This window comes from Pseudomonas sp. R4-84 (assembly GCF_054130985.1).
This window is the reverse complement of record NZ_CP096390.1, coordinates 4,812,707-4,832,881: the sequence shown is the minus strand read 5'-3', so window position 1 is coordinate 4,832,881 and position 20,175 is coordinate 4,812,707. Positions and strand designations below refer to the sequence as shown.

11 protein-coding genes and 2 rRNA genes are annotated in these 20,175 nt (G+C 59.1%); 10 read left to right on the top strand and 3 right to left on the bottom strand.

The features are described 5' to 3' along the window. The first annotated feature begins 183 nt into the window (after positions 1–183). From M1D68_RS22015 to M1D68_RS21980, 8 genes are all read left to right on the top strand, one after another. Positions 184–3,075: ribosomal RNA gene (locus M1D68_RS22015) — 23S ribosomal RNA — on the top strand. 154 nt (positions 3,076–3,229) lie between these two features. After that, a 5S ribosomal RNA gene (rrf, locus tag M1D68_RS22010) occupies positions 3,230–3,345 on the top strand. Positions 3,346–3,500: 155 nt separating this feature from the next. Beyond that, positions 3,501–6,953 (top strand): exodeoxyribonuclease V subunit gamma, encoded by a 3,453-nt coding sequence (gene recC, locus M1D68_RS22005; RefSeq protein ID WP_457968337.1) that lies wholly within the window; start codon positions 3,501–3,503, stop codon positions 6,951–6,953. After that, the gene (gene recB, locus M1D68_RS22000) at positions 6,950–10,639 is read left to right on the top strand and encodes an exodeoxyribonuclease V subunit beta (protein ID WP_457968335.1); all 3,690 of its coding nucleotides are present in this window, start codon (positions 6,950–6,952) and stop codon (positions 10,637–10,639) included. The genes recC and recB overlap by 4 nt, the downstream gene beginning before the upstream one ends. Then, positions 10,636–12,723 (top strand): exodeoxyribonuclease V subunit alpha, encoded by a 2,088-nt coding sequence (recD, locus tag M1D68_RS21995; RefSeq protein ID WP_457968334.1) that lies wholly within the window; start codon positions 10,636–10,638, stop codon positions 12,721–12,723. The genes recB and recD overlap by 4 nt, the downstream gene beginning before the upstream one ends. A 146-nt stretch (positions 12,724–12,869) precedes the next feature. Continuing rightward, the gene (locus M1D68_RS21990) at positions 12,870–13,445 is read left to right on the top strand and encodes a YfiR family protein (RefSeq protein WP_434560807.1); all 576 of its coding nucleotides are present in this window, start codon (positions 12,870–12,872) and stop codon (positions 13,443–13,445) included. Beyond that, the gene (locus M1D68_RS21985; protein ID WP_420765645.1) at positions 13,442–14,710 is read left to right on the top strand and encodes a diguanylate cyclase domain-containing protein; all 1,269 of its coding nucleotides are present in this window, start codon (positions 13,442–13,444) and stop codon (positions 14,708–14,710) included. Before M1D68_RS21990 ends, M1D68_RS21985 begins: the two co-directional genes overlap by 4 nt. 4 nt (positions 14,711–14,714) lie before the next feature. Next, positions 14,715–15,218, top strand: coding sequence for an OmpA family protein (locus tag M1D68_RS21980; protein WP_420765644.1), 504 nt, complete (start codon positions 14,715–14,717; stop codon positions 15,216–15,218). Here M1D68_RS21980 and M1D68_RS21975 read toward each other — a convergent pair. Further along, a complete protein-coding gene (locus tag M1D68_RS21975) occupies positions 15,215–16,162 on the bottom strand; it encodes a LysR family transcriptional regulator (RefSeq protein ID WP_434564152.1) in 948 nt (315 codons plus the stop codon). The two genes, M1D68_RS21980 and M1D68_RS21975, sit on opposite strands and share 4 nt — an antisense overlap. Positions 16,163–16,303: 141 nt before the next feature. Between M1D68_RS21975 and M1D68_RS21970 the strand changes: the two genes are divergently transcribed. Both M1D68_RS21970 and mmsB read left to right on the top strand, forming a co-directional pair. Then, complete coding sequence (locus tag M1D68_RS21970) at positions 16,304–17,830, top strand: CoA-acylating methylmalonate-semialdehyde dehydrogenase (protein ID WP_434607913.1); 1,527 nt, start codon at positions 16,304–16,306, stop codon at positions 17,828–17,830. A gap of 10 nt (positions 17,831–17,840) precedes the next feature. After that, entirely contained in the window at positions 17,841–18,728 is an 888-nt protein-coding gene (gene mmsB / locus M1D68_RS21965) for a 3-hydroxyisobutyrate dehydrogenase (RefSeq protein ID WP_434560805.1), read from the top strand. A gap of 118 nt (positions 18,729–18,846) precedes the next feature. Here mmsB and M1D68_RS21960 read toward each other — a convergent pair whose 3' ends face one another. Together M1D68_RS21960 and M1D68_RS21955 are read right to left on the bottom strand one after the other, a co-directional pair. Beyond that, positions 18,847–19,191: a cupin domain-containing protein gene (locus M1D68_RS21960; protein ID WP_003177747.1), complete on the bottom strand. Its 345-nt coding sequence runs from the start codon at positions 19,189–19,191 to the stop codon at positions 18,847–18,849. Between the two features lie 98 nt (positions 19,192–19,289). Next, positions 19,290–20,171, bottom strand: coding sequence for a LysR family transcriptional regulator (locus M1D68_RS21955; RefSeq protein ID WP_457968331.1), 882 nt, complete (start codon positions 20,169–20,171; stop codon positions 19,290–19,292). Positions 20,172–20,175: the final 4 nt, after the last annotated feature.

Here is a 20,175-nt window from a genome sequence, read left to right as displayed (position 1 = left end):
TTTCTAGTCTTTTGATTAGATCGTTCTTTAAAAATTTGGGTATGTGATAGAAAGATAGACTGAACGTTACTTTCACTGGTAACGGATCAGGCTAAGGTAAAATTTGTGAGTGGCTCTTAGAGCCAGATCGAATTTTCGGCGAATGTCGTCTTCACAGTATAACCAGATTGCTTGGGGTTATATGGTCAAGTGAAGAAGCGCATACGGTGGATGCCTTGGCAGTCAGAGGCGATGAAAGACGTGGTAGCCTGCGAAAAGCTTCGGGGAGTCGGCAAACAGACTGTGATCCGGAGATGTCTGAATGGGGGAACCCAGCCATCATAAGATGGTTATCTTGTACTGAATACATAGGTGCAAGAAGCGAACCAGGGGAACTGAAACATCTAAGTACCCTGAGGAAAAGAAATCAACCGAGATTCCCTTAGTAGTGGCGAGCGAACGGGGACTAGCCCTTAAGCTTCTTTGATTTTAGCGGAACGCTCTGGAAAGTGCGGCCATAGTGGGTGATAGCCCTGTACGCGAAAGGATCTTAGAAGTGAAATCGAGTAGGACGGAGCACGAGAAACTTTGTCTGAATATGGGGGGACCATCCTCCAAGGCTAAATACTACTGACTGACCGATAGTGAACTAGTACCGTGAGGGAAAGGCGAAAAGAACCCCGGAGAGGGGAGTGAAATAGATCCTGAAACCGTATGCGTACAAGCAGTGGGAGCCCACTTTGTTGGGTGACTGCGTACCTTTTGTATAATGGGTCAGCGACTTATTTTCAGTGGCGAGCTTAACCGAATAGGGGAGGCGTAGCGAAAGCGAGTCTTAATAGGGCGTCTAGTCGCTGGGAATAGACCCGAAACCGGGCGATCTATCCATGGGCAGGTTGAAGGTTAGGTAACACTGACTGGAGGACCGAACCGACTACCGTTGAAAAGTTAGCGGATGACCTGTGGATCGGAGTGAAAGGCTAATCAAGCTCGGAGATAGCTGGTTCTCCTCGAAAGCTATTTAGGTAGCGCCTCATGTATCACTGTAGGGGGTAGAGCACTGTTTCGGCTAGGGGGTCATCCCGACTTACCAAACCGATGCAAACTCCGAATACCTACAAGTGCCGAGCATGGGAGACACACGGCGGGTGCTAACGTCCGTCGTGAAAAGGGAAACAACCCAGACCGTCAGCTAAGGTCCCAAAGTTATGGTTAAGTGGGAAACGATGTGGGAAGGCTTAGACAGCTAGGAGGTTGGCTTAGAAGCAGCCACCCTTTAAAGAAAGCGTAATAGCTCACTAGTCGAGTCGGCCTGCGCGGAAGATGTAACGGGGCTCAAACCATACACCGAAGCTACGGGTATCACGTAAGTGATGCGGTAGAGGAGCGTTCTGTAAGCCTGTGAAGGTGAGTTGAGAAGCTTGCTGGAGGTATCAGAAGTGCGAATGCTGACATGAGTAACGACAATGGGTGTGAAAAACACCCACGCCGAAAGACCAAGGTTTCCTGCGCAACGTTAATCGACGCAGGGTTAGTCGGTCCCTAAGGCGAGGCTGAAAAGCGTAGTCGATGGAAAACAGGTTAATATTCCTGTACTTCTGGTTATTGCGATGGAGGGACGGAGAAGGCTAGGCCAGCTTGGCGTTGGTTGTCCAAGTTTAAGGTGGTAGGCTGAGATCTTAGGTAAATCCGGGATCTCAAGGCCGAGAGCTGATGACGAGTTACCCTTTGGGTGACGAAGTGGTTGATGCCATGCTTCCAAGAAAAGCTTCTAAGCTTCAGGTAACCAGGAACCGTACCCCAAACCGACACAGGTGGTTGGGTAGAGAATACCAAGGCGCTTGAGAGAACTCGGGTGAAGGAACTAGGCAAAATGGCACCGTAACTTCGGGAGAAGGTGCGCCGGTGAGGGTGAAGCACTTGCTGCGTAAGCCCACGCCGGTCGAAGATACCAGGCCGCTGCGACTGTTTATTAAAAACACAGCACTCTGCAAACACGAAAGTGGACGTATAGGGTGTGACGCCTGCCCGGTGCCGGAAGGTTAATTGATGGGGTTAGCTAACGCGAAGCTCTTGATCGAAGCCCCGGTAAACGGCGGCCGTAACTATAACGGTCCTAAGGTAGCGAAATTCCTTGTCGGGTAAGTTCCGACCTGCACGAATGGCGTAACGATGGCGGCGCTGTCTCCACCCGAGACTCAGTGAAATTGAAATCGCTGTGAAGATGCAGTGTATCCGCGGCTAGACGGAAAGACCCCGTGAACCTTTACTATAGCTTTGCACTGGACTTTGAATTTGCTTGTGTAGGATAGGTGGGAGGCTTTGAAGCGTGGACGCCAGTCTGCGTGGAGCCATCCTTGAAATACCACCCTGGCAACTTTGAGGTTCTAACTCAGGTCCGTTATCCGGATCGAGGACAGTGTATGGTGGGTAGTTTGACTGGGGCGGTCTCCTCCTAAAGAGTAACGGAGGAGTACGAAGGTGCGCTCAGACCGGTCGGAAATCGGTCGTAGAGTATAAAGGCAAAAGCGCGCTTGACTGCGAGACAGACACGTCGAGCAGGTACGAAAGTAGGTCTTAGTGATCCGGTGGTTCTGTATGGAAGGGCCATCGCTCAACGGATAAAAGGTACTCCGGGGATAACAGGCTGATACCGCCCAAGAGTTCATATCGACGGCGGTGTTTGGCACCTCGATGTCGGCTCATCACATCCTGGGGCTGAAGCCGGTCCCAAGGGTATGGCTGTTCGCCATTTAAAGTGGTACGCGAGCTGGGTTTAGAACGTCGTGAGACAGTTCGGTCCCTATCTGCCGTGGACGTTTGAGATTTGAGAGGGGCTGCTCCTAGTACGAGAGGACCGGAGTGGACGAACCTCTGGTGTTCCGGTTGTCACGCCAGTGGCATTGCCGGGTAGCTATGTTCGGAAAAGATAACCGCTGAAAGCATCTAAGCGGGAAACTTGCCTCAAGATGAGATCTCACTGGAGCCTTGAGCTCCCTGAAGGGCCGTCGAAGACTACGACGTTGATAGGCAGGGTGTGTAAGCGCTGTGAGGCGTTGAGCTAACCTGTACTAATTGCCCGTGAGGCTTGACCATATAACACCCAAGCAATTTGTAGACTCGAAAGAGGCCAGATTGCGGTGTTGTGAAGACGAAACGAACCGAAAGTTCGAGATACTCACAAGCAACACGCTATCACATACCCATTCGCTGGAACGTGACCGCAAGGCACGCGCTGGCTACCGAATTTCTTGACGACCATAGAGCATTGGAACCACCTGATCCCATCCCGAACTCAGAAGTGAAACGATGCATCGCCGATGGTAGTGTGGGGTTTCCCCATGTGAGAGTAGGTCATCGTCAAGATTAAATTCCGAAACCCCTATCTGCTGACGCAGGTAGGGGTTTTGTTTTGCCCGCAGGAAAGTTCTTACGATAAGCGCGGACAGCTCCCGGCTGCCACAGCCCACCGACAGTGCTAAGGTTCTGCCCTAGCTTTTGCACTTTTCAAGGATGCCTTTATGCCGGACGCGACGTCCCTCAGCCCTGCTTTCATGGTGGTCCATGGGAATCGCCTTGATGAGTTGCGCAGCCTGGTTATCAGCCTGATGCGACGCTATCCGCTAGGCCCTCTTGAAAATGAAATCGCCCTCGTTCAAAGCAACGGCATCGCCCAATGGCTGAAGCTGGCACTGGCTGAAGATCCTGAAGACGATGACAGTGGCGGCTGCGGAATTGCGGCTGCCATCGAGGTGCAGCTGCCCGGCAGTTTCATGTGGCAGCTCTATCGAATGGTGCTTGGCCGTGATGAAATTCCGGCTAAATCCTTACTGGATAAGGCGCCGCTCACATGGAGGCTGATGCGTCTCCTGCCGCAGCTGATTGAACAGCCTCATTTCGAACCGTTGCGACGTTTCCTGTCTGACGACACTGATTTACGTAAGCGCTACCAATTGTCCGAGCGTCTGGCTGATCTTTTCGACCAGTATCAGGTGTACCGAGCCGACTGGCTTGAAGACTGGGCGCAGGGACGGCACCAGACAAGGAGCGTGCGTGGTGAAACAAAGCCGCTCGCGCCGGCAAATTGCTGGCAAGCGGAGCTGTGGCGAGCGCTGCTGTTGGATGTGGGTGAAGAGGGCATGGCTCAAAGCCGTGCCGGCGTTCACCAGCGCTATCTTGAGCGCATCAATCGTCTTGAAGCCGCTCCCGAAGGCCTACCGGCTCGCGTAATCGTGTTCGGTATTTCTTCACTGCCAGCCCAAGCGCTTGAGGCCCTGGCCGGTCTTTCACGGTTCAGCCAGGTTTTGCTGTGTGTTCACAACCCCTGTCGTTACCATTGGGCGGACATCGTCGCCGACAAGGACCTGCTTCGTCACCAATACAAACGGCAGGCACGAAAAAGCGGCATGCCAAATGTCCTGGATTCGCAGACTTTGCATCAGCATGCACATCCGCTGTTGGCTGCCTGGGGAAAGCAAGGGCGCGACTACATCAACCTTCTCGACAGCTACGATGATCCAAACACCTATCGCTCGGTATTTCGCGAAGGGCGTATCGATCTGTTCAGCGACGGTAATCCCACGACCCTCCTTAGTCAGTTGCAGGACGATATCCTGGAATTGCGCCCCTTGGATGAAACCCGGCAACACTGGCCTTCAGTCGATACGCAACAAGACGAGTCGATCCGTTTCCATGTGGCCCACAGTGCCCAGCGTGAAGTTGAGATCCTTCATGATCAATTGCTTGCGCACTTCAGCAAGGATTCGTCCCTGCGTCCCCGGGATATCATCGTCATGGTCCCGGATATCGACAGTTATGCGCCGCATATCCGCGCCGTGTTTGGCCAGCTTGATCGGAGTGACCCTCGTTTCATCCCCTTCACCCTGACAGATCAGGGCCAGCGTGGCCGTGACCCTTTGCTCATCGCCGTCGAGCATTTGCTCAGGCTCCCGGATAGTCGGTTTCCGGTCAGCGAGATTCTCGATCTGCTGGACGTGCCAGCGTTGCGCGAGCGGTTTGGCATCAATGAGGCCGACTTGCCGACACTGCACCGCTGGATTGAGGGAGCAGGCATTCGCTGGGGGATGAATGCCCGGCATCGCGCCAGTTTAGGTTTGCCCGCAGAGCTTGAGCAGAACAGCTGGCGTTTCGGCCTGCGTCGCATGTTGCTGGGGTATGCGGTTGGCGATTCAGAGGCTTACGAGGGCATCGAGCCCTATGACGAAATCGGTGGCCTCGATGCGGCTTTGATCGGTCCGCTGGTGGCTTTGCTGGATGCGCTGGAAGTTGCTCACCGGGAGCTGAGCCAGCCAACCTCTCCCAAGGAATGGGGGGCGCGTCTGCATGACTTGATGCAATTGTTCTTCCTGGCAAGCAACGAGCACGACGATTATCTGCTGGCCCAACTCGAGGACCTGCGTGAAACCTGGCTGGAAACCTGCGATTCGGTCGGGCTGGAGGATGAGCTTCCTTTGACGGTTGTCAGGGAAGCCTGGCTGACCGGACTGGATCAGGGGAAGTTGTCCCAACGTTTCCTCGCCGGAGCGGTCAATTTTTGTACGTTGATGCCGATGCGAGCGATACCCTTCAAGCTGGTTTGTTTGCTGGGAATGAATGACGGCGACTATCCACGAGCTCAACCACCGCTGGATTTCGATCTCATGGGCAGCGATTACCGCCCAGGCGATCGTTCCCGGCGCGAGGACGATCGGTACCTACTTTTGGAAGCGCTGCTTTCTGCCCGGGAAAAGCTCTACATCAGTTGGGTCGGTCGCAGTATTCGTGACAACAGCGATCGGCCGGCATCGGTCTTGATCGGCCAGTTGCGTGATCATCTTGCCAGTGGGTGGCGGTTGGCAAATGGTGACGAGGGTCTACTCGAGGCGTTGACTCAGGAGCATCCTTTGCAGCCGTTCAGCGCCCGGTACTTTTATCAGGGTGACGGGCTGTTCAGCTATGCCGGTGAATGGCGTTCGCTTCACGAGGCCCATGAACACAGCGCGATGCCTGCAATGTTGGAGCCCTATGCCCAGGAAGAGCCATTGGGGATCGCTCAGTTGCAGGATTTTCTGCGCAAACCTGTTCGTCATTTCTTCAGCCAGCGACTCAAGGTGTTCTTCGAGACTTTCGAAGCCCCCCTGGCCGATGACGAACCTTTCGTTCTCGATGCCCTGCAGCGCTACAGCTTGAGCGACAGCCTGCTCGAGGCCGCCCTTGTTCGCCTCGACCAATCGGACCTGGCGTTGGCGGCGCACGCCAAGCGGTTACAGAACAGCGGCCTGCTGCCCATGGCGGGTTTCGGTGAAAGCCTGCAGCGCGAGTTGATCGAGCCGTTGCCTGACCTGCTGCAGCGCTACCAGCAGCTCCTGTCTTCATGGCCCACTCCACTGACCAGCGCCGTCCCCGTCAGCCTTCGTATACACGATGTCAGCGTAGAAGGATGGCTTAGCGGCCTGCATCAGCGAGGCGATGGCTCGGTCCTCGCCATTACCGCTATCCCCAACAGCATCGGATCTACCAAGACCCGCAAATGGCATCGACTGATACGGGTCTGGGTCAACCATCTTGTAGCCTGCGCCAGTGGGCTTTCGATGACTACGGCGTTGGTCGCCAGTGATGACAGCTTGCTGCTCGCCCCTTTTGACGAAACCGTAGCGCGCCAGGTCCTTGGCGACCTGCTGCAAGCCTGGCGGGCTGGTATGCGCCAACCCTTGCCAATCGCGGTGAAGACCGCGTTCGCCTGGCTCGACCAAAGCGACCCGGAGAAAGCCCTGGCGGCGGCTCGCAAAGCCTACGAAGGTGACGGGCTGACGTTTGAGGGGGAGCGCCGGGAAAGCCCTGCCCTGGCACGGCAATACCCCGACTTCAATGCGCTGGTCGCTGACGAAACATTTCCCGACTGGTGTGATGCGCTTTATCGGCCGCTACTCGAAGCGCCTTGGCGCTCACTGGTGAGCGAGGACGTACATCCATGAGCCGGAAAACTCCCTTGGCCCTGGCCTTCCCGCTACGTGGCAGTCAATTGATCGAGGCCAGTGCCGGTACCGGGAAAACCTTTACCATTTCGGCGTTGTATTTGCGCCTGGTGTTAGGGCATGGCGACCCGCAGACGCGGTTTGACCGCGAGCTGCTTCCTCCGCAGATTCTGGTAGTGACCTTCACCGATGCCGCGACCAAGGAACTGCGGGAGCGTATCCGTACGCGCCTGGCGGAAGCGGCGCGTTTTTTTCGCGATGAGATTCCCGCCCCGGACTCGTTGATTGCCTCGTTGCGTGATGAGTTCGGGGAAGGGCAATGGGCAGCCTGCGCGAACCGGCTCGATATAGCCGCGCAATGGATGGACGAAGCGGCCGTTTCGACTATCCATAGCTGGTGTCAGCGAATGCTTCGCGAGCATGCCTTCGACAGTGGCAGCCTGTTTACGCAAACCCTGGAAACCGATCACAGCGAGTTGCTCGCAGAGGTGCTGCGCGACTACTGGCGCCTGTTCTGCTATTCGATGCAAGGTGAAGCGCTGCACTGGGTGCGGGCTCACTGGGGCGGGCCTGCCGCCCTGCTGCCCCGGGTAAGGGGTTTGTTTTCCAGTTCTCGAGGTGAGGCGCAGGGGATGGAGCCGGCCGAGCTGATCGTCGCATCCCTTCAGGAACGCAGCGCGGCATTGCTCGACCTCAAGGCTCCTTGGCGACAATGGGCCGTGGAGTTGTTGGAAATCTGCCAGCAGGGCGTTGCCAATAAAAGCGTCGACGGACGCAAGATGCAGGCTCGCTATTTCGAACCCTGGTTCCAGAAGATCACGGCCTGGGTCGAGGACGAAAGTCTCGAGCTGCTGGACATTGGCACCGGCTTCACACGGCTGACGCCCGAGGGCATGGCCGAGGCCTGGAAAGGCGATGTGCCCAGTCATCCCGGGCTGGATGCGATGTCGGGCCTCAAGGCCAGCCTGGACGCCCTGCCCACCCCGGACGCGGCGGTGTTGCAGCATGCCGCGCAATGGGTCGGGACACGCTTCGAAGCGGAGAAACGGCGCCGGGCTGAAATGGGTTTCGACGACATGCTGCTGCGCCTGGACGCGGCGTTGCAGGCTGTAGGCGGGGAGCGGCTGGCTAGCCTGATTCGCGAGCAGTTCCCAGTGGCGCTGATCGATGAATTCCAAGACACCGATCCGATCCAGTACCGAATCTTCGAAAGCATCTATCGCATTGAAGACAACAATCCGCAAAGCGGGCTGTTCCTGATCGGTGATCCGAAGCAGGCCATTTATGCGTTTCGCGGCGCCGATATCTATACCTACCTGCGCGCCAGGGAAGCCACCGCTGGCCGGTTGCATACGCTGGGGACAAACTTCCGCTCCAGCCATGCCATGGTCGGCGCGGTGAATCAGGTTTTCCAACATGCCGAGGCGCGTCAGCAGGGGCGAGGGGCTTTCCTGTTCCGCGAGCCATCGGGTGACAATCCCGTGCCGTTCCTGCCCGTCGAGTCCCAAGGGCGCAAAGAGAGCTTGCGGGTTTCGGGGCAGACTGTCGCTGCCCTTAATGTTTGGCACCTGGTCTCTGACCAGCCAGTTTCCGGAGCGGTGTATCGGCAGCAGATGGCTGCAGCCTGCGCCAGCGAAATCACTGCGCTGCTCAACGGCGGACAGTCGGGGCGCGATGGCTTTTTCCATGATGGGGAAATGCTTCGTGGTCTTCTGCCGGCCGACATCGCCATTCTCGTGCGCGATGGCAAGGAAGCGCAGGCCGTGCGCGGCGAGTTGTCCGCACGAGGCGTGCGCAGTGTCTATCTATCAGACAAGGACTCGGTATTTGCTTCCCAGGAAGGAAGGGATTTGCTGACCTGGCTCAAGGCATGTGCCGAGCCGGATGTGGAGCGACTGCTGCGCACAGCCCTGGCCAGCACTACGTTGAACCTGCCGCTCACAGAGCTTGAGCGCCTGAACCAGGATGAGTTGGCGTGGGAAAGCCGTGTGATGCAGTTCCGGGGCTATCGGATGGTCTGGCGCGCGCAAGGTGTGCTGCCGATGCTGAGGCGCTTGTTGCACGACTTCAAATTGCCTCAGTCCCTGATGGCACGTGATGACGGCGAGCGGGTGCTGACCAACCTGCTGCACCTTTGTGAGTTGTTGCAGCAGGCCGCCGTCGAGCTGGATGGCGAGCAAGCCATGATTCGTTACCTGGCCGAGCATCTGGCCATGACCGGGCAGGCGGGAGAAGAGCAGATCCTTCGCCTCGAAAGCGACGAGCAGTTGGTCAAGGTAGTGACGATCCATAAGTCCAAGGGACTCGAATACCCCCTGGTGTTCCTCCCGTTCATATGCTCGACGAAGCCGGTGGATGGCAGTCGACTTCCGCTGCATTACCACGATGAGCGCGGCCAGGCGCAGATCAGTCTCGCCCCGACCCCGCAATTGATCGCCAAGGCCGATGACGAGCGTCTGGCAGAGGATCTGCGTCTTTTGTACGTGGCACTTACCCGTGCCCAGCACGCCTGCTGGCTGGGTGTCGCCGATCTCAAGCGCGGCAGTAATAACCGCTCGATTCTACATTTGTCTGCCCTGGGCTATCTGTTGGGTGGTGGTGCGCCGTTGAACGAGTCGGTAGAGCTCAGACGTTGGTTGGAAGACCTGCGGCAAGGCAGCCAGGCGGTGAGCTGCCTGGATATGCCCCAGCCCAGCGACGAGCACTACCGACCCGCACGCAACGACGCGGTATTGCTTGAACCCTTGATTCCGTTGCGCAAAGCCAGCGAGAACTGGTGGATTGCTTCCTACAGTGCGTTGCGTTTCGGCGACAGCCTCAACGTGGGCGGTGACACCGCACCGGAAAATCCCCAAGCCCAGAAACTGTTCGATGATGAGCGACTCGACCCAGACGCCCCGCGGGAAGTTGCGGCTGCGGGCGGTGACATCCACCGTTTTCCCCGTGGCCCCAACCCCGGTACCTTCCTGCATGGGCTCCTGGAGTGGGCTGCCGGCGAAGGATTCCCGACGGCGCCAGCCATCATTGAGGATGCCATTGCCCGACGCTGCAACCGCCGGGGTTGGAATGGCTGGATCAAAACCCTTGGCGACTGGTTGTTGCACCTGATCAAAACGCCTCTGTGTATTGGCGGCGGCCAAGCGCCGGTGGTGCTGGAAGACTTGACCCGGTTCCAAGTGGAAATGGAATTCTGGTTCGCCAGCCACAAGGTCGATGTGCTCAAGCTCGATGATCTGGTTTGCCGATTCACCCATGACGGCGTGGCTCGTGTCGCTGCGGAACCGGTATTGCTCAATGGCATGTTCAAGGGTTTCATAGACCTGACCTTCGAGCACGACGGTCGATATTATGTGGCCGATTACAAGTCCAACTGGCTGGGATTGGACGACGCCGCCTACACCATGCAAGCCATGGAGCAATCGATCCTGGATAACCGCTACGACTTGCAATACGTGCTGTACTTGTTGGCCTTGCACCGCCAGCTCAAGGCGCGCTTGCCCCACTATGACTACGACAAGCATGTCGGCGGCGCGCTGTATATATTCCTTCGTGGCACACGCGCTGCCAGCCAGGGTGTCTACTTCACCAAGCCTGCGCGCGCCTTGATAGAGCAACTGGATCGCCTGTTCCAAGGAATGCCCGAGCCCAAGGCGGAGCCGGCTTGGGTGCAGGGAGAACTGTTATGAGTCGTTCTTTTGCGGACCTGCTTCCCAAGCATTCCGACGACGAGAGCCTGGTGGATTTGGCGCCCTTGAGCGACGTGGACGACCTGTTGCTGTTGCTGACTCGCTGGGTGGAGCGCGGTTGGCTGCGAGCCTTGGACAGGGCATTCGTGGCTTTCCTCCATGAACTGTGCCCAGAAGACGACCCGCTGGTGTTGCTTGCCGCGGCCCTTGCCAGCCATCAATTGGGGCACGGGCATGTCTGCCTGGATCTGTTCGAAACACTCAAGGAGCCGGATTTTGCGTTGTCCTTGCCACCGGAGGGAGACCTGCAGCCCGGCGTGATGCTATTGCCGTCGCAGGTTTTGCAGACACTCGATGGTGCCGACTGGTGCAAAGTACTGGCTTCCAGCCCGCTGGTCGCCCTGGCAGGCGACGAGCGTGAGCAGGCACGACAACGGCCGCTGGTACTCGCCGGAAAACGTCTTTATCTGCGTCGCTACTGGGGCTACGAGCGACGAATCGACGATGCGTTGCGTCAACGGCTGGCCGACCACGGAGCGGTGCCTGATGACTTGGATGAGCGCCTGGCCGGGCTGTTTGGTCCGGCCAGCGCGACGGGGCCGGTCGACTGGCAGAAACTGGCCTGCGCGCTCGCGACCCGAAGCGCGTTCAGTATCGTCACGGGCGGCCCCGGCACCGGCAAGACCACCACGGTCGTGCGTCTGCTCGCCTTGTTGCAGGCACCCGCTGTCGAAGCAGGTAAGCCGCTGCGCATTCGTCTGGCCGCGCCCACCGGCAAGGCGGCGGCACGCCTGACCGAGTCCATCAGCCAACAGGTTCGCACGCTGGACGTCACCGATGCCGTGCGTGAACGCATTCCCTGCGAAGTCACCACGGTCCATCGCCTGCTGGGCAGTCGTCCCGGTACCCGTCATTTTCGTCATCATGCAGGCAATCGCCTGCCACTGGACGTGCTGGTCGTCGATGAGGCTTCGATGATTGATCTGGAGATGATGGCCAATCTATTGGATGCGCTGCCGTCCCATGCGCGTTTGGTATTGCTGGGGGACAAGGACCAGTTGGCTTCGGTCGAAGCCGGCGCGGTGCTTGGCGATTTGTGCCGCGATGCCGAAGAGGGTTGGTATAGCCCACAGACTCTGGCGTGGCTCGAATCCGTCAGCGGCGAAAACCTGATGACAAGTGACCTGAAGCCGGACCACGAAGGTACTCACCCCCTCGCCCAGCAAGTGGTCATGCTCAGGCATTCCCGGCGTTTCGGCGAGGGCAGTGGGATTGGCCAGTTGGCCCGCCTGGTCAATGGACAACAGCCGGAGCAGGCGCGGAACCTATTGCGCAAGGGCCAATACCCCGATCTGTCCACGTTGGCGTTGAAAGGCGAACACGATACTGCGCTGGAACGTTTGCTGCTGGATGGCCAAGCCTCCGGGCCGCAGGGATATCGGCATTATCTGAACGTCTTGCGGCAACGGCGTCCGGCGGCCTCCCGTCCGCTGGAAGACGATTGCTGGAATGATTGGGCTCGGGAGGTCTTGTCGGCGTTTGACGAATTCCAGTTGCTTTGCGCGGTGCGCAGAGGCCCGTGGGGTGTCGAAGGGTTGAACCAACGGATCACTGCCGCGCTGCTCAAGGCGCGGCTGATCGACAATGACCAGCTTTGGTATGAGGGGCGTCCGGTATTGATGACGCGCAATGATTACGGGTTGGGATTGATGAATGGCGATATCGGCATTGCCCTCAGGTTGCCTGAGCGTGACGGACCGGATGCCGGAAAACAGGTGCTGCGGGTTGCATTTCCTCGTAACGACGGCCGAGGTGGCGTGCGTTTTGTGCTGCCCAGCCGATTGAACGATGTGGAAACCGTATACGCCATGACCGTGCATAAATCCCAAGGCTCGGAGTTCACTCACACGGCGTTGATCCTTCCGGATGCACTGAATCCTGTACTGACCAAAGAATTGGTGTACACCGCTATCACCCGGGCCAAACAATGGTTCAGTCTGATAGAGCCACGCGCGGGAATTTTCGAAGAGGCGGTGCAACGCAAGGTCAAGCGCTTGAGCGGCTTGATGTTGGAATGGGAGTAAGGTGACGCAATGATCGGTTTTGGTGTGCCAGTGCGTTGCTTGCGCTAATGCCTGTTTTTTGTCGGAACTCTTTGTAGGACACTGTCTCGCTGGCTTTTTGACACTGTGCTATCGTTCCGGCTCTTATCTACAACGAGAGATCATTCATGACGGCGGTGGGACGGGAGGCGGTGCGCAGCAAGGATTGCAGGCATTATTTGCTTGCCTTTCTTTTGTGGCTGCTGTCGCCTGCGGTCATTGCCCAGGACCCGCCGGCTGTTACTCGAGCCGACCAGCGAGCCGAGGCGGTCACCCAGGTTGTATTAGGCATTCTCAGTTATGCGCGGTGGCCGGTCGAGCCAACGCAACTGCAACTGTGTATCGTCGGCCCCACCCAATATACCGATGACCTCGTCAAAGGCACCACCCAGGCGACCGGTCGCCCCGTGACCGTGCAGCGTGTGCTGGCTGATTATCCGAGCATCACCGCTGACTGCAACGCCGTCTATATCGGCAATCTGAGCACTGCTGAACGCTCCCGTCTGTTTGCTTCGCTGATTGGCCAACCTGTGTTGAGCATCAGCGAGGGCGGGGATGAATGCACCGTGGGCAGTCTGTTTTGCCTGCGGGTCGGTGATGAGCAAGTGTCGTTCGAGGTCAATCTCGACTCGGTCGCCCGTAGTGGCGTGCGCATCCATCCCAGTGTCCTCCAACTATCACGCCGCAGGCCTGCCGCCCCATGAGTTCGTCAAAACCACGAATTCGTCCCACGTTGGGGTCGGTCATCGGTCGCGGTCATTTGATCGTCGCGCTGGTGGCGATCGCCATGGCCAGTGTTTCCCTTACATTGCTGGGCGTGCTTGCCTTGCGTGTCTACGCCGATCACAACCTGCACCTCATCGCCCGTTCGATCAACTACACCGTGGAAGCGGCAGTGGTGTTCGATGACGAGGCCGCCGCCACCGAAGCGCTGGCCTTGATCGCCACCACCGAAGAGGTGGCCGATGCGCAGGTATTCAACGAGCAGGGCCGCTTGTTAGCGCGCTGGCAGCGGCCGGAGACCGGACTTCTTTCAGAGCTGGAAATGCACATCGCCAAGGCATTCCTGGAAAAACCCATCAGCCTTCCCATCGTCCACCAAGGGCAAAATATCGGCAGGATCCTGCTGGCGGGGCATGGCGGCAGTCTGTTGCGTTTTCTGCTCAGCGGCCTGGCGGGAATCATCGTGTGTACGGCGGTCAGTGCCTGGGTCGCGCTGTATCTGGCGCGACGTCAGTTGCGGGCGATCACTGGACCGTTGCGCAGCTTGGCTGAGGTCGCCCACGCCGCGCGCTGCGAGCGAGCCCTGGACCGAAGGGTTCCGCCGGCCGACATCGCCGAGCTGGATAACCTGGGAAATGACTTCAATGGATTGCTCGCTGAACTCGAGTCCTGGCAGACCCACCTGCAAAGTGAAAACGAGACCTTGGCTCACCAGGCCAGCCACGACAGCCTGACCGGGTTGCCGAACCGGGCATTTTTCGAAGGTCGATTGATCCGCGCCTTGCGCAATGCCAGCAAGCTCGACGAGCAAGTGGCCGTCCTGTATCTGGACAGCGATCGCTTCAAAGGCATCAATGACAACTTCGGCCACGCCGCCGGCGACGCGGTGTTGACTGCCGTCGCGACCCGGGTGCGGGCTCAGTTACGAGAAGATGACCTTGTGGCACGCCTGGGCGGCGACGAATTCGCGGTGCTGCTGACGCCGTTGCACAAGATCGAGGATGCCGAGCGAATCGCCGAAAAAATCATCGCCAGCATGGAAATGCCGATCCAGTTGCCAGGTAATGCCTCGGTGTTGACCTCCCTCAGTATCGGCATTGCCGTTTACCCCGAGCATGGGGCAACGCCCGGTGCGCTGCTCAGCGCCGCCGATGCGGCGATGTACCAGGCCAAACGCCTCGCCCGAGGCGGTCAACACACGGCGGGTGCGGAGCACCCGGTCGCGGAACTTCAAACCAGGAGCTGAATGCATGCTTTCGAATGCTCGTTTTTCTCTGCTGCGGTTCGCAGCATTTTTATTGATCACCGTATTTACCCTCGCCGGGTGTCAGACCGCCCCGCAAAAGGGCCTGACCCCAGCGCAAATCGCCGTCCTCAAGGAGCAGGGTTTCAAGTTGACGGAGGAGGGCTGGGCCTTCGGCCTCTCAGGCAAAGTGCTGTTTGGCAGCGATGTGGAAACCCTCAATCCAGCCAGCACCGAAATTGTCGAGCGCATTGGCAAGGCGCTGCTGGGCGCGGGTATCGAGCGAGTTCGCATCGATGGTCACACCGACGCATCAGGCTCCCAAGCCTATAACGAACAACTGTCGATACGTCGGGCCGACAGCGTCGGTAAAGTATTGATCGGCGTGGGCATGCGCGAAGAGAACGTCCAGTCGCGCGGCCTCGGCAGCAGCCAGCCCGTCGCGTCCAATGACACCGCCAGCGGCCGCACCGAAAACCGCCGCGTTGCCATCGTGGTCATCGCCGATTAGTCGGCAAAAACCATCTCCCGGCTGTTGCCCATCAGCAACGGCCGGTTCTGCTCAGTCACATCCCTGATGTAATCCCACAGCAACGTAATCCGCTTGAGCTTGCGCAGGTCCTCCCGGCAGTACATCCAGAACTGCCGCGTAACGGTGATTTCGTCTGGCAGCACCGGCAACAGGCGTGAGTCCTGGGCCGCGAGGAAGCACGGCAGGATTGCCAGCGACCGACCTTGCTGCGCAGCGACGAACTGCGCGATCACGCTGGTGCTGCGCAGATGTGCGTGCGCGCCGGGCAAGACATTGGCCAGGTACAGCAGCTCGGAGCTGAATGCCAGGTCGTCGACATAACTGATGAACGAATGCTTGCCCAGATCCGCCGGATGGTGGATGGGCGGATGGTTGTCCAGGTAGTGCTGGGTTGCGTAGAGCTGCAGCCGGTAATCACACAGCTTGCAGCAGACATACGGGCCATGTTCAGGGCGCTCGAGGGCGATGACAATGTCGGCTTCGCGCTTGGAGAGGCTGATGAAGTGCGGCAGCGGCAGGATGTCCACTGAAATCGCCGGGTACGCATCGACGAAGTGGCTCAATTGCGGCGTGATGAAAAAGCTGCCGAAGCCTTCGGTGCAACCCATGCGCACATGGCCGGACAGCGCGACGCCGGAGCCAGACACCTGTTCGCAAGCCATGTGCAGCGTGCTTTCGATCGATTCGGCGTAGCCCAGCAACCGCTGGCCTTCGGCCGTCAGAACAAAACCATTGGTCCGGGATTTTTCGAACAGCAGCGTACCCAATGAAGCTTCCAGCGAGCTGATGCGTCGCGACACGGTGGTGTAGTCGACCGCCAGGCGCTTGGCGGCAGTGCTGGCCTTGCGGGTACGGGCCACTTCGAGGAAAAACTTGAGGTCGTCCCAGTTCAGCGAACCGAGGGAGGTGATGTTTTTTTGCATGATGGACCGGTTTTTATGTGCGTTCTTATTAGAAGTTTGCACATCTATACTCCATAAACCGTCTCATCACCAAGCGTGCTCGTGCGTCTTGGTCTTAGCTGAACCAGCGCTCTCTATATAAGAACAATCCCGGAGGCCAGCATGAACGTTTCCCTCACGCCCAGCGACACTGCCCTGCATACCGTCAAATTGTTGATCGATGGCGAGTGGGTTGAATCCCGATCCAACGAATGGCACGACATCGTCAACCCGGCTACCCAACAGGTGCTGGCGAAGGTCCCGTTTGCCACGGCCTCGGAAGTCGATGCAGCCATCGCCGCTGCCCAGCGTGCCTTCCAGACCTGGAAACTGACGCCCATCGGTGCGCGGATGCGCATCATGCTCAAGCTCCAGGCCCTGATTCGCGAGCATTCCAAGCGCATCGCCGCGGTGCTGAGCGCCGAACAAGGCAAGACCATCGCGGATGCCGAAGGCGATATTTTCCGTGGCCTTGAAGTGGTCGAGCACGCTTGTTCCATCGGCACCCTGCAGATGGGCGAGTTCGCCGAGAACGTCGCCGGGGGGGTGGACACCTACACACTGCGCCAGCCGATCGGGGTATGCGCGGGAATCACGCCGTTCAACTTTCCGGCGATGATCCCGTTGTGGATGTTTCCGATGGCCATCGCCTGCGGCAATACATTCGTGCTCAAGCCGTCCGAACAGGATCCGTTGTCGACCATGCTGCTGGTGGAACTGGCCATCGAGGCCGGCGTACCGGCAGGCGTTCTCAATGTGGTGCACGGCGGCAAGGACGTGGTGGATGCGCTTTGTACCCACAAGGACATCAAGGCCGTTTCCTTCGTCGGCTCCACAGCGGTAGGCACCCACGTCTATGACTTGGCGGGCCGTCATGGCAAGCGCGTGCAATCGATGATGGGCGCGAAGAACCATGCGGTGGTGTTGCCCGATGCCAATCGCGAGCAAACCCTCAACGCTCTGGTCGGCGCCGGTTTCGGCGCGGCGGGCCAGCGTTGCATGGCCACCTCCGTCGTGGTGATGGTGGGCGCGGCCAAGCAATGGTTGCCGGAGCTGAAGGCGCTGGCGCAGAAGCTCAAGGTCAACGCAGGCAGCGAGCCGGGCACTGATGTCGGCCCGGTGATTTCCAAGCGAGCCAAGGCGCGGATCCTTGAATTGATCGAAAGCGGCGTGAAGGAAGGCGCGAAGCTGGAGCTCGACGGACGGGAAATCAGCGTGCCGGGTTTCGAGCAGGGCAACTTTGTCGGCCCGACCCTGTTTTCCGGCGTGACCACCGACATGCGCATCTACACCGAAGAAATCTTCGGCCCGGTGCTGGTGGTGCTGGAAGTCGACACCCTGGATCAGGCCATTGCCCTGGTCAACGCCAACCCATTCGGCAACGGCACCGGCCTGTTCACCCAGAGCGGAGCGGCGGCGCGCAAGTTCCAGAGCGAAATCGACGTCGGCCAAGTGGGCATCAACATTCCGATCCCGGTGCCGGTACCGTTCTTCAGCTTCACCGGTTCCCGTGGTTCGAAGCTTGGCGACCTTGGCCCTTACGGCAAACAGGTGGTGCAGTTCTACACTCAGACCAAGACCGTTACCGCGCGTTGGTTCGATGACGACAGCGTCAATGACGGTGTGAACACCACCATCAATCTGCGTTAAGGAGCCGGACATGAACATCGCATTTATCGGCCTGGGTAACATGGGCGCCCCCATGGCGCGCAACCTGCTCAAGGCCGGCCATTCGCTGAACCTGTTCGACCTGAACCAGACGGTGCTGGCCGAACTGGCGGCGCTGGGCGGCACGATCAGCGCCTCGCCCCGCGATGCGGCCCAGGGTGCGGCGCTGGTGATTACCATGCTGCCGGCCGCCGCCCATGTACGCAGTGTCTGGCTGGGTGAGGACGGCGTGCTTGCCGGCATCGCCGCTGGTACGCCGGCCGTTGATTGCAGCACCATCGATCCGCAGACCGCTCGTGACGTGGCGGCCGCCGCTGCGAAGCAAGGAGTGGCGATGGCCGATGCGCCCGTCTCGGGCGGTACTGGCGGCGCGGCGGCGGGCACGTTGACCTTCATGGTTGGGGCTACGGACGAGCTGTTCGCCACCCTGCAACCGGTGCTGGCGCAAATGGGCCGCAACATCGTGCACTGCGGCGAAGTCGGCACCGGGCAGATCGCCAAGATCTGCAACAACCTGCTGCTGGGGATTTCCATGGTGGGTGTCAGCGAGGCCATGGCGCTGGGCGATGCCTTGGGGATCGACACCCAGGTGCTGGCCGGCATCATCAACAGCTCGACCGGGCGGTGCTGGAGTTCGGATACCTACAACCCATGGCCGGGCGTGATCGAAACGGCACCAGCGGCGCGCGGTTATACCGGCGGTTTCGGCGCGGACTTGATGCTCAAGGACTTGGGCCTGGCCACCGAAGCCGCGCGCCAAGCCCGTCAGCCGGTGATATTGGGCGCGGTGGCGCAGCAGCTATATCAGGCGATGAGCCAGCGGGGCGAGGGCGGCCAGGATTTCTCGGCGATTGTTAACAGCTATCGCAAGCCGCAGTAAAACTTGAGGCGCTCTGAAGTTTTTGTGGCGAGGGGATAAATCACCTCGCCACAGGGTGATGCATTCTGGAAGTTATTTGCCGAGCGACCGCGTCGGGTGGTCTCTCGGCTTTTTTACGTCAGGCAAAGACGAAATACTTACGCACGGTCTCCACCACTTCCCAAGTGCCTTTCATGCCCGGCTCGACGACAAAAATGTCACCGGCGCGCAGATGGATCGGCGCCATGCCGTCCGGGGTGATCACGCAATAGCCTTCCTGGAAATGGCAGTACTCCCACTTCACATAGTCCACACGCCATTTGCCGGGCGTGCAAATCCAGGTGCCCATGATCTTGCTGCCGTCTTCGCTGGTGTAAGCATTGAGGTTGACGGTGTGCGGATCGCCTTCGAGTTTTTCCCATTTGCAGGCATCGAGTACGGGCAGCGGATGGGTGTCGCGCAGGACGGTGATGGGGGCGGTCATGTGAGCTCCGAAAAGGGGCAAAAAAGAAGCTGCACCCTAGCGCGGAGCAGGACTGGGCAGATGCCTGTGCTCGACACCGGGCTGTCCAGAAGCGCGCATTATTCGGCCAAATGCTGAGCCAGGGCTTTGGCATAGGGCGGCAAACCTTCGAAGTTACGGGCGCAGAGCAGCAGCGCTCGTCGGGTCCAGGTCTCTTGCAACGGGACGCACCGATACGCGGGCTCGGACGGTCGCCGGTCGATGGCAGCCTTTGGCACGATAGCGATGCCAGCGCCGTGGGCCACCATGCGAATCACCCCATCGAAACTGTCGGCGCGAATGCGGATCTGCATGCGTGAGCCGATGTGCAGGGCCTGTTCTTCCAAGTGGATCGCCAAGGCGCTGGAGGCGTTCAGGCCGATATAGTCGTGATTGAGGGTCTCGCTGAAACGCACGGCTCGGCCGTCAGCCAGCGAATGTCCGGTCGGTAGGATCAATACCAGCGGGTCGTCGCGAAATGGCCTGGCCTGAAGGTCATCGGTGTTCACCGCGTCGGAAACGATACCCAGGTCCGCTGTGCCCTGGCGCAGCGCATGGGTGATCCGGGAGCTGGGCAACTCCTGCAGGTCGATGTCGAGATTGGGATGGGCCTTGAGAAAGCCGGCGAGCAATTCGGGCAGGTACTCGGTCATGGCGCTGGTGTTGCAGAGCAGCCGCACCCGGCCTTTCGCGCCTCGGGCGTATTCGGCCAGATCCTGCTGGAGGCGTTCGGCATGTTGCAGCAGGATCCGCGCATGTTCGGCCAGTGCCTTGCCGGCCGGCGTCGGGGTGACGCCGCGTCGCCCGCGTTCAAGCAGGTCGATGCCCAGGGACGCCTCCATGGCACGGATTCGCGCACTGGCCGCAGCCAGGGACAAATGGCTGCGGGCCGCGCCGGCGGTGATGTTGCCAGCGTCGAGGACGTTCAGGTAGAGGCGCAGGTCGGTGAAGTCGAGGTGCATGGCC